This window comes from Duganella levis (assembly GCF_009857605.1).
In the GTDB taxonomy this organism is placed as follows: Bacteria; Pseudomonadota; Gammaproteobacteria; order Burkholderiales; family Burkholderiaceae_D; genus Rugamonas; species Rugamonas levis.
In genome coordinates this window covers 154732-170461 of record NZ_WWCT01000014.1, presented here as the reverse complement: position 1 = coordinate 170461, position 15730 = coordinate 154732, and the positions used below count along the sequence as shown (strand labels likewise).

At 64.1% G+C, this 15730-nt stretch carries 14 protein-coding genes; 3 read left to right on the top strand and 11 right to left on the bottom strand.

Annotated elements, in window-relative coordinates:
• Together GTP69_RS17860 and GTP69_RS17855 are read left to right on the top strand one after the other, a co-directional pair.
• Positions 1-733: FecR family protein (locus tag GTP69_RS17860; protein WP_161056125.1), on the top strand; the 733-nt coding region annotated here is incomplete at its 5' end.
• Between the two features lie 60 nt (positions 734-793).
• Positions 794-3202 (top strand): TonB-dependent siderophore receptor, encoded by a 2409-nt coding sequence (locus GTP69_RS17855; protein WP_161056124.1) that lies wholly within the window; start codon positions 794-796, stop codon positions 3200-3202.
• On the opposite strand, the gene GTP69_RS17850 is transcribed toward GTP69_RS17855, so the two are convergent.
• The 5 genes from GTP69_RS17850 to lepB form a co-directional block, all read right to left on the bottom strand.
• Positions 3199-4194 carry a GlxA family transcriptional regulator gene (locus tag GTP69_RS17850; RefSeq protein ID WP_161056123.1) on the bottom strand — a complete coding sequence of 332 codons (996 nt, stop codon included), beginning with the start codon at positions 4192-4194 and terminating at the stop codon, positions 3199-3201. The genes GTP69_RS17855 and GTP69_RS17850 overlap by 4 nt on opposite strands.
• On the bottom strand, positions 4191-5258 hold the full coding sequence (locus GTP69_RS17845) for a DJ-1/PfpI family protein (protein WP_161056122.1): 1068 nt from the start codon (positions 5256-5258) through the stop codon (positions 4191-4193). Before GTP69_RS17845 ends, GTP69_RS17850 begins: the two co-directional genes overlap by 4 nt.
• Before the next feature lie 66 nt (positions 5259-5324).
• Positions 5325-7673, bottom strand: coding sequence for a CPBP family intramembrane glutamic endopeptidase (locus tag GTP69_RS17840; RefSeq protein ID WP_161056121.1), 2349 nt, complete (start codon positions 7671-7673; stop codon positions 5325-5327).
• Positions 7670-8410, bottom strand: coding sequence for an ABC transporter ATP-binding protein (locus GTP69_RS17835; RefSeq protein ID WP_161056120.1), 741 nt, complete (start codon positions 8408-8410; stop codon positions 7670-7672). The genes GTP69_RS17840 and GTP69_RS17835 overlap by 4 nt, the downstream gene beginning before the upstream one ends.
• Before the next feature lie 57 nt (positions 8411-8467).
• The gene (gene lepB, locus GTP69_RS17830) at positions 8468-9157 is read right to left on the bottom strand and encodes a signal peptidase I (RefSeq protein ID WP_161056119.1); all 690 of its coding nucleotides are present in this window, start codon (positions 9155-9157) and stop codon (positions 8468-8470) included.
• A 90-nt stretch (positions 9158-9247) separates the two neighbouring features.
• Here lepB and GTP69_RS17825 point away from each other — a divergent pair, with 90 nt between their 5' ends.
• Positions 9248-9511, top strand: coding sequence for a hypothetical protein (locus GTP69_RS17825; RefSeq protein ID WP_161056118.1), 264 nt, complete (start codon positions 9248-9250; stop codon positions 9509-9511).
• Here GTP69_RS17825 and ggt read toward each other — a convergent pair.
• From ggt to ftsY, 6 genes are all read right to left on the bottom strand, one after another.
• On the bottom strand, positions 9508-11271 hold the full coding sequence (gene ggt / locus GTP69_RS17820; protein ID WP_161056117.1) for a gamma-glutamyltransferase: 1764 nt from the start codon (positions 11269-11271) through the stop codon (positions 9508-9510). The two genes, GTP69_RS17825 and ggt, sit on opposite strands and share 4 nt — an antisense overlap.
• Before the next feature lie 11 nt (positions 11272-11282).
• Entirely contained in the window at positions 11283-11771 is a 489-nt protein-coding gene (locus tag GTP69_RS17815; RefSeq protein WP_161056116.1) for a hypothetical protein, read from the bottom strand.
• Positions 11772-11926: 155 nt separating this feature from the next.
• Positions 11927-12814: an RNA polymerase sigma factor RpoH gene (gene rpoH / locus GTP69_RS17810; protein WP_371867993.1), complete on the bottom strand. Its 888-nt coding sequence runs from the start codon at positions 12812-12814 to the stop codon at positions 11927-11929.
• A gap of 243 nt (positions 12815-13057) precedes the next feature.
• Positions 13058-13978: a permease-like cell division protein FtsX gene (gene ftsX / locus GTP69_RS17805; protein ID WP_161056115.1), complete on the bottom strand. Its 921-nt coding sequence runs from the start codon at positions 13976-13978 to the stop codon at positions 13058-13060.
• Positions 13975-14631, bottom strand: coding sequence for a cell division ATP-binding protein FtsE (gene ftsE / locus GTP69_RS17800; RefSeq protein ID WP_110847286.1), 657 nt, complete (start codon positions 14629-14631; stop codon positions 13975-13977). Before ftsE ends, ftsX begins: the two co-directional genes overlap by 4 nt.
• A 20-nt stretch (positions 14632-14651) precedes the next feature.
• Positions 14652-15695: a signal recognition particle-docking protein FtsY gene (gene ftsY, locus GTP69_RS17795; RefSeq protein ID WP_161056114.1), complete on the bottom strand. Its 1044-nt coding sequence runs from the start codon at positions 15693-15695 to the stop codon at positions 14652-14654.
• Positions 15696-15730 lie beyond the last annotated feature (35 nt).

Below are 15730 nucleotides of genomic sequence, written 5' to 3'. Positions count from 1 at the left end.
GGTGCTGGTGCTGGCCGTGCTACTGGGCGGCCCCGCGGCGCTGACGCTGGATGGCCATGGCGCGCGCTACTTCAGCGCCGACCTGCGCACCGCCACCGGCGCGTGGCGCAGCTACACGCTGGACGACGGCAGCATCATCGCGCTCGATAGCGGCAGCGCCGTCAACCTGCATTTCGATGCGAGGCAGCGCGCGGTGGAGCTGGTGCAGGGCGGCATCCGCGTTACGGTGGCGAAGGATGCCAGCCGGCCGTTCGTGGTCACAACGCCGCAGGGCGAGATGCGCGCGCTGGGCACGCGCTTCCTGGTCGAACGCGAGGACGGCGCCACCATCTTGTCGATGCTGGAATCGAAAGTGGCGGCGCGCGCCGCGCAAGACCCACGCGGCGTGGTGGTGCAGGCCGGCGAACGGGTACGCATCACCGAACGCAGCATCGGTCCACTGCAAGCGATCAGCGCAGCCGGCGCCGACGCCGCCTGGCAGCAGCACAAGCTGGCGGTGGAAGACCGGCCGTTGACCGAGGTACTGGCGCAGCTGGGCCGCTATCGCACCGGCCACATCGCCTTCGACGCGGCACAGCTACAAGGCATACGCGTCTCCGCCGTGCTGCCGCTCGACGATACCGACCGCGCGCTGCAACTGCTGCTGAATAACTTCCCGCAGTTGCGGGTGCGGCGATTGACGCCGTACTGGGTGATGGTCGACGCGCCGCCGCAAGAAAATTCAAAAAAGTAGTTCCACTTTTTCGATCTGGTTCGTTAAGCACAATGAAACCAACGAAAAGAGGACATCATCATGCATCCATCGCATCCTGCCCGCCGCCTGACGCCACTGGCGCTGGCTATCCATATTGCCTGCGGCGTCGCACTGCAAGCCAGCGGCGTCGCCGCGCTGGCCCAGACCACTGCGCCTGCGCGCCAGTACGACATTCCGGCCGGCGCCCTCGGCACGGCGCTCAACCAATTTGCCCTGCAAGCCGGCGTTTCGATCGTGGTCGAACCGGCCAAGGTGCAAGGCCTGCGCACGCAAGGCCTTAAAGGCAGCTATCGCGTGAGCGAAGGCTTCGAGCGCCTGCTGCGTGGCACCGGCTACGCCATCGCGGCCACCGATGCCGGCTATGTGCTGGTGGCCGCCGCACAGGACGCGCCACAGGTGCTGCCGACGATTACGGCAACCGGCGCCACCGACGGGCCATCGGAAAACAGCGGCTTGTACAGCATGCCGTCGATGTCCACCGCCACCCGGCTTGGCCTGTCGGTGCGTGAAACGCCGCAATCGGTCAGCGTGGTCACGCGCCAGGAAATTGACGACCTGGCGCTGACGACCGTGCCGGACATCCTGGAGAAAACCGTCGGCGTCACCGTGGGCCGCAACGACAGCGAGCGCGCCACCTTTTACGCGCGCGGTTATGTGATCGAGAACTTCCAGTTCGACGGCATGCCGAATACGCTGGACAGCTCCAACCAGTACACCAGCGCGATCTACGACCGGGTGGAAATCGTCAAGGGCGCCGGCGGCCTGCTGACCGGCGCCGGCAACCCGTCCGCCACCATCAACCTGGTGCGCAAGCGGCCGGGCAAGGAATTCGCGGCCAGCCTGGCCGGCAGCATCGGTTCGTGGAGCAAGTACCACGGCACGGCGGATGTGTCGTCGCCGCTGAACGCCGATGGCAGCGTGCGCGGACGCGTGGTGGTGGCTGCACAAAACGCCGATTCGTATATCGATTACTACAGCCGCGACACGCGCAATGCCTACGCCATCGTCGAAGCGGACCTGGGGCCGCGCACGCTGCTCAGTGCCGGCGTCGATCATATGGAGACCCGCGCCAACGGCGCCACCTTCGGCCATTTGCCGCTGTTTTACAGCGACGGCACGCAGACGCACTTCCGTCGTTCGCTCAATCCCGGCGCGCGCTGGTCGTACTGGAACAATGACAGCACCAACAGCTTCGCCACGCTCAAGCATACGTTCGACAATGCCTGGCAGCTGGATGTGACGGCCAGCCATCTGGATCAGTCCAAGGATGTGATGTATGGCTCGGCCTACAACGGCAGTGTTGACCGCGTAACCGGCGCCGGCATCCGCGCGCTGGCGGGCCTGCTGCCTTCGGAGGCGAAGACCGACAGCGTCAACCTGGCGCTGACCGGCCCATTCAGCCTGCTGGGGCGCACGCATGAATTGATGCTGACGGCAGGGTACTCGCGCCAGCACAAGCAGGCGGAGTTGTTCGGTTCGACCTTCCTGCCGGTGCCTAATTACTTCACGTGGGACGGCTACCTGGACCAGCCTGCGTTTACAAAGCGTGCAGACCGCGACACGACGATTATCGAGAAGGGCGTGTCGGTGGCTACGCGTCTGCGTCCGACCGACGAGCTGTCGCTGATCATCGGCACGCGCGCCAGCCAGTACAAGCTGCTGGATTATGATGTGGACACCAGCGGAGCGCGCAGCGTGTCGGATGACCTGAACACCGGCACCAAGACCATTCCGTATGCCGGCGTTGTGTATGACCTCAATACCAACTGGTCGGCCTATGCCAGCTACACCGACATCTTCAATCCGCAAACCTATTACCGCGACGCCGCCGGCCGGCCGCTGGCGCCGCTGACCGGCAAGAGCGCGGAACTCGGCGTGAAGGCGGAGTTGCTGGACAAGCGCCTCAATCTCAGCATGGCTGTCTTCAGGATCAAGCAGAAAAATGCGGCGCAATATGTGGATGTCAATCCCGATACGTTTGAAGAAATCTACAAGCCGGTGGACGGCATCACCAGCGATGGTTTTGAGGCGGAAGTGTCGGGCCAGATCACGCCGTCGTGGAATGTGGCGGGCGGCTACACCTACCGCCGCTCACGCGTGCCGGCGCAGCCCGATGTGATCCTCAGCGCTGTCAATACCAACCAGCCCAAGCATCTGTTCAAGATGAACACGTCGTACCGCATGCATAGACTGGTGGTGGGCGGTTCGCTGTCGGTGCAAAGCGAGACGTATTATCAAACTTCGGACGAGCGCCTGTGGCGCGCCAACCAGCCTGGCTATGCCTTGCTTGGCCTGATGGCGCGCTACGAGATCGACCCTCACCTGAGCGTGTCGCTGAACATCAACAATGTGTTCGACAAGACCTACATGCCGGGACTGGGTTCCTACGGCACCGGCGTGTATGGCGATCCGCGCAATGCCTTGCTGACGCTGAAGTATCAGTTCTAAGTGGTGGCGGCGCCGTGGCCGGAAAACCGGCTGCGGTACTGTCCGGGGCTGACGCCCAGCTGGCGCTGAAACACGCGCCGCAAATTCTGTTCTTCCACATAGCCAGTGTTGGCCGCGATGGTTTTCAGCGGCAGCGCGGTCTTTTCCAATGCGCGGCAGGCGGCTTCCAGCCGCATCGCTTCTACCATCTTGGCCGGCGTGCGTCCCAGTTGGCTGGCGTAGCTGCGGGCGAAGGTGCGCGGCGTCATGCCGGCTTGTTCGGCCAGCCGTTCCACCGTCAGGTTCTCATGCAGGTTGGCGGCGACCCAGGTGTGCAGGGTGTCGAAGCGTCCGCCTTCCTGCGACTGCGCCGCCAGCGGCACGCTGAATTGCGACTGGCCGCCGGAACGCTTGATGAACATGACCATCTGCCGCGCGGTTTCGATGGCGACCTGGTGGCCGTAGTCTTCTTCGATCAGCGCCAGGGTCAGGTCGATGCCGGCGCTGACGCCGGCCGAGGTCCATACCGCGCCATCTTTGATGAAGATTTTGTCGGCGTCGATGTCGACTTGCGGATGCAGCTTGCGCAGGCGGTCCACCCATTCCCAATGCGTGGCGGCGCGCTTGCCTTGCAGTTGTCCGGCGGCGGCCAGCAGAAAGGCGCCGGTGCACACGGAGCACAGCCGCCGCACGCGCGGCGCCTGCTGTGCGATCCAGTTGACCAGTGCCGATGGCGCGTGGAATTCCTGACCCTTGCAGCCGCCCGGCGCGATCAGCGTGTCGATGGGCTGTCCGTCCAAGGCGGCGATGGATACCGTCATCACCGGTAGTCCGGCGCTGGTGGTGATCAAGCCGCCGCTGGCGGAAGCGACGATGGTGTCGTACAGCGGCGCGCCGCTGCCGCTATGGCGCTTGCTGGCGGTGGACAGCGCTTGCAGCGGGCCGCTCAGGTCCAGCAGGTTCATGTCGTCATAGGCCAGCAGGACGACGCGCAGGGTGGTGTGGGCTTTCATCGGTAGGAAGGATACTCCAGTTCCAGCGCGACCAGGAAGGCGGTGCGGTGGCCGTATCGCTGCGCCAGTTCTTCCAGTGTGCGATCCAGCGCCTGTCCTGGCAGGACAGTGGCGGTTGCCGGCAGTGCTGGCGGCGCGTCGGCGTCGGTGGCGGCGTAGTCGGGCAGGATGGTCAGGCCGTGTTGCGTTGGCAGCGCGCTGGTGGAGGCGGCAATCGTGTAGACCTGACTGCGCTTGGAGCGTGCCCACGCATCGGCGGTGAAAGCCAGCGTGACTTCATCCACGCCCGGCGCAACCGTGATGCCGATCCGCTCGGCCGAATGGAACCATTGGTTGGTGTAGCCGGTGATGTAAGCGCCCAGATTGACACCTAGCCTTGGATGGAAGATGTCGCTGTTGTGTGCCGTGCTCCAGTCGGTGACGCCGATGTCGCGTGCCACGGCGCTGGCGCGCGCGTTGCCGGCGATGGCTTCCACCAGCGCCAGTGCAGTCGGCATGGCGGCGCTGACGCCGGCGCTGGAGATGACGCGGTCATCGGCAACGTAACGCACGTTGGAGAGCCATTCCGTGTCGGGATAATGCTCGCGGCGATAGTCGCCGGTGGCCCAGTGCGCGGTGGCGCGGCGGCCTTTGAGCAAGCCTGCGCTGGCGACCACCAGCGCGCCGTCGCAGATGCTGACGATGGTGGCGCCTTTGGCGCCTTGCGCCGCCACCCAGGCGACCAGCGTGACGTCGTTTGGTTTGACGACGGCCGGTACGATGACGTAGTCGGCGCCGTCCGGGAAGCGGGCGTCGAAGGTGGCGATGGTGTCTTGTGGCTGAATGCGCAATGCGGGCTTCATCGTCATCGGACCGGACTGCGTGGCGACGGCGATGACCTGCGCGGCGCCCGAACGCGCCAGCACGCCGTAGGGAATCGCGAAGTCGGTCAGCTCGGTGCCGCCGTTGTAGCCGACGACGGCGACCACCGGCTGCGCGCGCGCATGCAGGTTCGAATAAGTTGGAATCTCGCCGGCGACGGCGAGGCGGCAGAACAGCAGGAGGGAGAGGAGTAATGATCGCATGTGGCCATTATCTTCACCCTCCCATGCGGCGGAATGACATAAAACAGTCAATTCCTGCCAGTGCAGCTACAACCAGAATTGCAGCGACAGGATCACGGCGTTGTAGGCAGCGTGCACCAGCATCGGCGCCAGCAGCGTCTTGCTGCGTTCATAGGTCCAGGCGGTGCAGAGTCCCAGCACAAACACCGGCAGCATCGACAGCGGCGGATGCACCACCGCGAAGATCGCGGCGCTCATCAGCATCGCTTGCGGCGCTCCCATGGAACGTCGCAGGCCGCCGTAGATCAGTCCACGGAAGATGAATTCCTCGCACAGCGGTGCAGCCACCACGGCCAGCGCGAGAATCCAGCCGCGCGCGCCCACCAGCTTAGGCCCGTCCTTCATCAGTTCCGCCCACAACGCCGTGTGCTGCATCAGCGTCAGATAAAGCACGCCCACCACGCACGCAACAGCGGCGGCGATGGCGGCGCTGCGCAGCGATACGCCGACGTTCATGCCGCGTACGATGACCGGCACGCCGGCCGCTTTGCTGCGCCAGTAGACGAAGCGCATCAGCAGATAGATCACCAAGCCGGCAATGCCGAACGCGAAGGTCATGGCGCGCAGGTCGGATTTGCCGATGATGAGCAGCGCCAGGCCTTGCAGAATGAAGAAGGCGGTGGCGGCGATCAGGCCATCAGCGGCGGAGACGCGCGCCGGTGGCGCGGCGGCCGGGTCGAGCAGGTAGGGCAGGGCATCGCGCGCTTTCTGCCACAGCGCCAGCGCCATCGACGCCACCAGCACCAGCACCACCAGCTTTTGCGACCACGCGTTGCTGTAGATCGACCAGGTGTAGAAGCTGGCCAGCAGCATGTAAAGGTAGACGTAGGTTGGCCGCACGCGCGTGCGCGCATCCACCGCCAGCGGATCGCAGGCGAAGACGCCCAGCGAGACCGCAATCATGGAATAGATCGGAATGCCAATGAAGACTGTCAGCACCAGCGCCAGCATGCTCCAGTCGAAGTCCGTGGTGTACCACGCGGTGATGCCGATGACGACGGCCGGATACACCATCGTCAACGCGCCCCAGAGCTGCGCCTTTTCCTTCAACACGCTTTCCAGCGAGCGCGGGACGGTGTACATCAGCCACAGGACCTGGCCTTCGTTGTTCAGCGTCTGGAACGCCGACAGCATCAGCACGTAGACGCCGATGCCGAAGGCGACGGCGGCGGCGATGAGGTGGTGATCGCCCAGCTCCGCCAGGCTGTTGAGTTTACCGTTGAACATCATCTGGCTGCCGACGATGATAATCGGCAGCAGCAGGGTCTGGAACAGGAAGTTGCGGTCGCGGCTCAGCAAGCGCAGCTCGCGGCGCTTGATCGGCGACAGCACGGTGGACAGCAGCGCCGCCATGCCGCGCGGGGCGGCGCTGGCTTGCGTGGTGCGCGTGCTGGTACGCACACTTTCGCGCGAACCGGAATTGACCACGCCGTGGCGCAGCTGGTGGCGCAACAGCGCCATGCCGGCCCACATCAGCAGCATCACCTGCGCCAGCAGCAGCGCCACGCGTGCGGCCAGCTGTGTTGCGTCCTGCGCCTGTATCGCCTGTAGCACCAGGCCGGGCGGCGTCCAGCTTACCCACGACGGAAACGCGCGCGCCCAGTCCATCGCAAACGCATTCGCCTGCGGCATGCCGAGCGCCATGACGAAGTAGATCAGCGGCAGATTGAATAATCCGGTGATCGCCTGCATGTTGCGCAACTGTGCGGTGGGTAGCCACATGCGCAGGCCGGTGTCGGCCAGCGTGTGCAGCATCGACGCCAGCGGCAGCAGCACAGCGGCGGCCAGCAGCGCGATGGGCAGCGCGCTCCAGGCGTAGCCGGAATGCCAGGCGATGACGCTGTAGGCCGACACCAGCGCAAACCAGCCGGCAACGTTGCTGGCGCTGCGTTCCAGCACGCGGCCCCACAGCAGCGTGCTGCGCTCGACCGGCATCGTCACTAGCCATTCCAGATCCCAGTCCGGCTGCGCCATCTCCTTGCTCCCCAGCGGCATCAGCACGGCGATCAGCAGCAGGATGGTGACTTCCATTGTCAGCCCGTTCATCAGCGCCGGCGCGAATGGCGCGGTGGCCAGTTCCTCCTCGGCGACGTGCAGTTCGGTGTGATGTTCACCATGGCTGTCGATGAAGTGGCATTCGCTGGCCGGGACCAGCTGGCACTGCATGTTGAGCACCACGTTGTTGGATACGCTGACGAAGGAGAAGGACATGAACAGCACCATCAGCGCGGTCAGCACCCACAGGCTGCTACGCTTGCCGCCACTGAGGTCGCGCGGCTTTTTCTTGTTGAAGCGGAACAGGTTGTTGAACACCATGTTGCGCTGGCGCGTCAGGCGCATGCGCGTCATCAGCCAGATGGTGTGTAGCGCGGTCATTGCGGCGTCTCTTCTGCGGCTTCGTCGGTGATCTTCAGGAACACGTCTTCCAGCGAGCCGCTGGCGGAGGACTCGGCGCGGATCTGGTCCAGCGTGCCGGTGGCCACCAGCTCACCGCGATGGATGATGCCGACGCGGTCGCACAGCTTTTCGGCCATGTCCAGCAGGTGGGTGGAGACGAAGATGGTGACGCCGCGCGCGGCTGCCGCCAGCAGGCGTTCCTGCACATCGCGCGAGGCGCGCGGATCGAGGCCGTTGATCGGTTCATCGAGGATCAGCACCGCCGGATCGTGGATCAGCGCACAGGCCAGGCCGAGACGCTTCTTCATGCCCAGCGAGTAGTTGACGGCGTAGTCTTCTCCGGCTTCGGTCAGGCCGAATTCCGCCAGCAGGCGTGCGCTGCGTTCGGCCGCTTCGGCGCGCGGGTAGCCGTGCATCTCGGCGACGAATTGCAGGATCTCGCGGCCGCGCAGATAGTCGTAGAAGACCGGCGTATCGGGCAGGTAGCCGACGCGGCGTTTTACTTCCGCCGGCTCGGCGTGGCAATCGAGACCATCGATCAGCACCCGGCCGCTGCTTGGCACCAGGATGCCCATCATCATGCGGATGGTGGTGGTCTTGCCGGCGCCGTTGGGGCCGAGGAAGCCGAACACTTCGCCGCGCTGCACGGTCAGCGTCAGGGGTTTGACGGCGTTGAAGCTGCCGTAGACTTTGGACAGGCCTTGAAACTCGATCATGAAGACACCGGCAATGTTATGAATTTACTACATCATCATAACACTGCCGGCGCGGGCTTACTGCTTTGCTGATTGCTTCGGATAGAGGCTCATGCCAAAGCGTTCGGTGCGCGGCATCCAGTTGCCGGTGATGTCTGCCGAGGCCAGCACGCGTTCGGCGCGGCCGATCAGCAGCGCGCGCGGTACCAGGCCGATGTAGCGCGAGTCCGCACTGTTGTCACGGTTATCGCCCAGCATCATGTACTCGCCGGGCGGCACCACCAGCGCGGCGAAATCGCGGCGCGCCTTTATCTGCGGCAGGAACTGGATCGCATGGCGGCTCTGGCCGACGGATTCGCTGACCTGCACGGCGGCCAGGTCGCCCATGCCCTGGATGTTTTCCACGCCATGGCCGAGCGCTGTGTAGGCAGCGGCGTGGCCGTTGATGATCAGCTCATCGTTGCGCATTTCGACGCGGTCGCCCGGCAGCGCAATCACGCGCTTGATCAGCCGCGTGCCGTTGACTGGCGACGAGAAGGTGACGATGTCGCCACGTTGCGGTTCGCCGGTCGGGTGGATGACGATGTCGGTCAGCGGCACCTTGACGTTGTAGGCCAGGCGGTTGACGAACACCACGTCGCCTTCGAGCAGGTTGGGGTGCATCGAGGACGACGGAATCGGGTTCCAGTCGGCGACCGCAGTGCGGAAGATCCCGAACAACATCAGGAACAGTAAAAAGCCCTTATTGGCGCGCATCCATTTTTTCATGTCTTCTCCCAAGTGAGTGATGTTCTTGCCAGGTGGCCGGGATTAATATTGTGAGCAAATTCTTAATCATGGCTTAGCCGCGGGGTTTCCATGCAACTTTACGATCTGCCGTTCCAGCTGTCGGACGAGGTGCGCGAGTACGCCGCCGGGCTGACCGGCCATTGCATGCGGGCGTTGATGAGTGAACCGGAAGAGGGCCGCAGCGGACTGGCGGACTTGCCGACGCTGGTGCGCTCGGTTAGCCGCCTCGATCCGCCGTCGCCGTTATTCTGTACCGGTGACTGCCCGCGCCACCTGTTGGCGTGCGAGCTGGCGGTCGACGCCTTGCAGGCGTGGATGGTGTTGCAGGCCTAGTGGGCTGTCTTCTGCACCAGCGCGCTGCCGACGCCGTGGCGATGGCCTTCGCTGACCGCCGTTACCGTGCCGTCGGGATTGAACACCAGCGCGTTGGCGGCGCCGATCTCTTCCGGCGTCTTGCTCCAGTGCTGACCGGTTTTCTCCAGCACCTGCGCCTGCGCGCTGCCGGTGAAGCCCGGCTCCACATCGGTCGCCATGCCATTGCGTTCTGACAGGCGCGGCGCGTTGACTGCGTCAGGCATGCTCATGCCCAGGTCGACGTAATTGAAGATGGTTTGCAGCACAGTGGTGATGATGGTGGCGCCGCCCGGACTGCCGACCGAGAACGCCGGCTTGCCGTTCTTGAAGGCGATGGTCGGCGACATGCTGCTGCGCGGGCGCTTGCCGGCTTCCGGCACATTCGGCGCCGGACCAGAGAAATCGAAGTCGGTCATCTCGTTATTCAGCAGGAAGCCGTAGCCCGGCACCACGATGCCGCTGCCGCCCCACGATTCAATGGTGTAGGTGTAGGAGACGATATTGCCTTCCTTGTCCGACACGGTCAGGTGGGTGGTGTGTGCGCCTTCCGCAATCAGCTTGTTGGCGTTGGGCCGCAGCGGCACGCTGACGTCGTTCTGGAATGGATACGGATCGCCGGCCGGCGCCTGCACGCTGGCTTGCTCGGGGTTGATCAGCTCACGGCGGCGCGCGGCGTAGTCCTTGCTCAGCAGGCCGGCCACCGGCGCGTCGATGAATTCGGGATCGGCGAGATAGGCGTTGCGGTCGGCGAAGGCCAGGCGGCTGGCTTCCAGATAAAGGTGCTCGGCCTTGGCGCGCGGCATGGCTTTGAGGTCGTAGCCTTCGAGGATATTCAGCGCCTCGGCGATCGCCACGCCGCCGCTGCTCGGCAGCGGCATGCCGTACAAATCGTAGCCGCGATAGGTGCTGTGCACCGGCTGGCGCAGGCGCGCTTCGTAGTTGGACAGGTCGGCCAGCGTCATCTTGCCGGCGCTGACTTGCTTGCCCGGCGCGGTGGCAGGGGCGTTGACCGCGTCGACCACCGCGCGTGCGATCTTGCCGCTGTAGAAGGCCTTGACGCCGCCGGCGGCCAGTTCGCGATAGGCCTTGGCCAGATCCGGATTGCGCAGCGTGCTGCCGGCCGGCAGGGCCTTGCCGTTTTTCAGATACAGCGCGGCGGTGGCGGGGAACATGGCGAACTTGGCTTCGTTACCCTCGATCAGATGCGAGAAGTTGTCGCTGACCTTGAAGCCCTTGCTGGCGACATCGATGGCCGGCGCCAGCACCTGCTTGAACGACATCGAACCATAGCGGTCCAGCGCTTCATGCCAGCCGCGCACCGTGCCCGGCACGCCGACCGACATGCCGCTGGCCACTACTGTTTCAAAGTCCAGCTCCTTGCCATCTTTCTGGAACACGGTCGGCGTGAAGCTGGCCGGTGCCGTTTCGCGGTGGTCGATGGTGATCAAGCGCTTGTCCTTGGCCAGATAAATCACCATGAAGCCGCCGCCGCCGATGCCGCAGCTGAACGGATCGGTCACGCCCAGCGTGGCGGCCGCCGCCACCGTGGCGTCGATGGCATTGCCGCCCTGGTTGAGGATGGCGATGGCGGCTTGCGACGCCTGCTCGCTGATGGTGGCGACAGCGCCGCCGGTGCCGGTGGCCACCGGGGTCTTGGCGGCGGCCGGCAAGGCCAGGGAAACAATGATGGAGGAAACGAGAACGGTGCGGAGGGGGCGGGCGCTGGATGAGAGGGTCATGTGGGCAAGCTTTAAGGAGGGTTAATGTTGCTCACCTTTAAGCTTACCTGATAATCCGGCGGCGTCTCATCTTTTGCCGGCGCCTGTTGCGGTTCGAACCCGGCCAGCGTGAAGGTCAGGCCGCTGCGCGTGACGCTGGCGGTGCCGTTGGGCATATTGTCGGACAGGACGAAGTTGCTGGCGCTGCCATCCGGCTGCAACAGCGCAAAGCTGAAGCTGATGTAGCCGGCCCAGACGCATACCGCGCCGGGATGGCAGCGGCTGTCGTTGACGCGTTCCAGCCGCACCACCGGTGCACTGGCGGCGATGCTGACGTTGGGATTGGCTGTTACGGCGCCGGTGATGGCCGCGCTGGCGCCCTGGCGCAGCACGTAGACGGTGGTGAAATGCGCCGGTGCGGCAACCGCGCGGCTGTTGGCGGCGCCGCAGGCGTACAAGGTGGCCATGACGGCCGCCAGCAACGGCAGCACGATCAGCTGCCTGAATATGGTTGATTTCATTGTGGACCTCTTGCTTCAGTTGGAGGCAAGCTTAGCAAAAAGACCATGAGCGTGGCGCACGAACGGCACGAGGTCAGCGCTAGCTCAAGGAGGCGCCAAAAAAAGTGCCGCGCGGCGCGAACGCCGGCGGCAGCTGGGGAGGCTACTGTGCGGGCTTAGACGTAAGCGGCCAGCGCACCTTTCATTTTTTTCAGCGCAGCCGCTTCGATCTGGCGGATGCGTTCGGCCGAAACACCGAACTCGGCAGCCAAAGTGTGCAGCGTGGCGCCGGAACCGTCGTCGTTCGCCAGCCAGCGGGACTCGATGATGCGGCGCGAACGGGCATCCAGCTTGCCCAGCGCTTCTTCCAGTCCTTCCGATTGCAGACGGGTCACCTGTTCGGCTTCCAGCACGCGGGTCGGCTCGGAGGCTTCCGACGACAGGTAGGCGATCGGCGCGAACTTGTCATCTTCATCATCGGTCGGCGATTCCAGCGCGATGTCACGGCCGCTCAGGCGCGTTTCCATTTCGATCACTTCCTCGCGCTTGACGTCCAGCGTCTTGGCAAGTTGATCGATCTGGGCAGGCGTCATCGCGTCCAGGCCGGTCTTGTGGCTGCGCAAGTTGAAGAACAGCTTGCGCTGGGCCTTGGTGGTCGCTACTTTGACCAGACGCCAGTTCTTCAGGATGTATTCATGCATCTCGGCCTTGATCCAGTGCATGGCGTACGACACCAGACGCACACCCTGATCCGGGTCAAAACGTTTGACCGCCTTCATCAGGCCGATATTGCCTTCCTGGATCAGGTCGCCGTGCGGCAGGCCATAACCCAGGTAGCCGCGGGCGATCGATACCACCAGACGCAGGTGGGACATCACCAGGCGTTCGGCGGCGCCGAGGTCGGCTTGGTCTTTCAGGCGTTTAGCCAGCGAAATCTCTTCGTCGTGCGTCAGCATCGGCAGGCGATTGACAGCCGAAATGTAAGCATCCAGGTTACCCAGGTTGCCACTAAACCCGAGTCCCAGAGCACTGTTTTTGGCAGGTACCACGGACATCATAGTCATTTTCGTTTCCTTCGCTTGAATACTGCTTGAGAGCACTTATGTACTCTGATGGACATATATTAGCACTCTCTATCGATGAGTGCCAATCACCCAAAATAAATGGGCCTGATAGTAGAACACTATCGGTAGTCCCGATGTGTTTAGAATGCGCGATGGATCTTAGGGCGGGCTTAATGATGAAAAACATCCTAAGCCTGGGGGATGGCGCGTTCCGTGCGCGGACGCACGGAACGGTTGGGGATGTCAGTTAAGGCGGGCGGTGTGGCGCTTGACCGAGAGGCGGGCGGCGATCAGGCCGAGCGTGGCGGACAGCGCCAGCAGGGCGGCCATGGCGGCTGGCGGCAGCGGTGCCAGCTGGAACTCGGACGCGTACAACCTTGCAAATTCAGCAATCGCGGTGTTTAGCGGCCGCAGCGCCGCCGTCACCGCGCCCAGCGCCAGTGCGCCGGCGCCCAGGCCCAGCAGTGCGCCGGTGTAATAGAAGGGGCGGTGGATGAAGCTGTCGGTGGCGCCGATCAGCTTGGATACCAGGATTTCCTCGCGCTGGGTCAGCACCTGCAGGCGAATGGTGTTGAAGATCACCGCCACCACCACCGTGCCGAGGGTAGCCGCCAGCAGCAACAAGGCCAGGCGCAGAATGTTGATCAGTGCGGCCAGGCGCTTGACCCAGGCTGAATCGACCTGCACGGTATCGACGCCCGGCAGCGCGCGGATCTGCTCGGCCAGCTGGTCGACGTCGCCGCCGGCCTGGGCGTTGCGGAAGGCGTCCAGCTTCAGCACATAGCTGTCCGGCAGCGGGTTGTCGCCCAGCGTGGCCAGCACATCGGCCAGGCCGTTCTTGTCTTTCAGGCTATCCAGCGCTTTTTCGCGCGGCGTGAAGACGATCTTGGCCTGCTTATCCTTGACGGTCTGGCGCAGCTGCACGGCCAGCGCTTCGGCCTGGTCGCGCGGTGTGTCCTGTTTCAGGAAGACGCTGATTTCCGGATCGACCGACAGCGTTTCCGACATCGGCCGCACATTGTCCAGCAGCGTAACGCCGGTGAAGGGCAGGGCCAGCGCGATCGCCACGACCAATATATTGAACAGGAAGCTGCCCGGCGAGCGGCGCAGGTGTACCAGCGCGGCGGACAGCGCGTAGCGGTGTTGGCGGAACCAATAGGTCATGCTGCTTCTCCCACCTGGCCGCGGTTGAGATGGATGACGCGCGCGGCGGCGTCCAGCATCTGCTCATCGTGGCTGGAGATCAAACAGGTGACGCCGACCGAGTTGAAGGCTTTCAGCGCATCCAGCACCTTGTTGGCGCTGGCGCGGTCGAGGTTGGCGGTCGGTTCGTCGGCCAGGATGACCTGCGGCCGGTTGACGATGGCGCGCGCGATCGACACGCGTTGCTGCTCGCCGCCGGACAGGGCCAGCGGCTGGGCGTTGGCACGGTCGCCGAGGCCGACTTTATCGAGGGCGGCGCGGGCGCGTTGTTCGGCCTGCGTGTGGGAAGCGCCGGTCACCAGCAGCGGCAGCATGACATTCGCCAGCACGGTGCGGTCGGTCAGCAGCCGCTGTTGTTGAAAGATTAAACCCAGGTTGCGGCGCAGGAAGGGTACGGCCACCGGCTTGATGCGGCTGATGTCCTGGCCGTTGACGATGACCTGGCCGGAAGTCGGCCGCTCCATGGCGGCGATCATTTTCATCAGGGTGGATTTGCCGGCGCCGGAAGGGCCGGCCAGGAAGACCAGTTCGCCTTTTTCCACCGTGAAGGAGATGTCGCGCAACGCCATGACATCGGTGGAGTATTGTTTAGAGACGTTCCGGAATTCGATCATGTGAGGTCTGGGAAGTATTGTTAGCCAAGCAGTGCTTCTACAAATTCGGCAGCCACGAACGGCTGCAAGTCTTCAATCTTCTCGCCCACGCCGATGAAGTACACCGGCACCGGACGCACGCGCGCAATCGCGGCCAGCACGCCGCCCTTGGCGGTGCCGTCCAGCTTGGTGATCACCAGACCGGTCAGCTTGAGGGCGTCGTCGAAGGCTTTCACCTGCGCCAGCGCATTTTGCCCGGTATTGCCGTCGATCACCAGCAGAGTTTCGTGTGGTGCGCCGTCCATGCCCTTGCCGAGCACGCGCTGGACTTTTTTCAGCTCTTCCATCAGGTGCAGCTGGGTCGGCAGGCGGCCGGCGGTGTCGATCATGACCACGTCCATGCCCTTGGCTTTGCCGGACTGCACGGCGTCGAACGACACGGCGGCCGGGTCGCCCGAGGCTTGCGAGATCACGGTAATGTTGTTGCGCTGGCCCCAGACCATCAGCTGCTCGCGGGCGGCGGCGCGGAAGGTGTCGCCGGCGGCCAGCAGCACCGACTGGCCGTGCGTCTGCATGTGCTTGGCCAGCTTGCCGATGGTGGTGGTCTTGCCGGCGCCGTTGACGCCGGAGATCATCATCACGGTCGGCGTATGGCGGCCCAGTTCAAACGGATGCTCCAGCGGCGTCAGCAGTTCGATCAGCAGCTGTTTCAGCGCGGCCTTGACGGCGGCGGCGTCCAGCAGCTTGTCTTCCTTGACTTTGCGCTTGAGTTCGGCGAGCAGGTATTCGGTGGCGTCGACGCCGGCGTCGGACATCAGCAGCGCGGCTTCCAGCTCGTCGTACAGGTCGTCGTCGATCTTGGCGCCGATGAACAGTACTGACAGGTTGTTGGAGGTTTTGGACAGGCCGGCTTTCAGGCGCGCCATCCACGATTGTTTTCGCTCTGCCGGCTCTTCGATCGGCAGCAGGTCGGGAACATCGGGCGTAACGGCGGCGGGAGTGGTAGCGGATACCACGACCGGGGCGGCGACAGGCGCCACAGGCGCTTCGGGAGCGACAGGTTTTTTCTTGAAGAAGCTGAACATGGATATGTAAATGGGGTGCTGGCCAGCACGGGAAT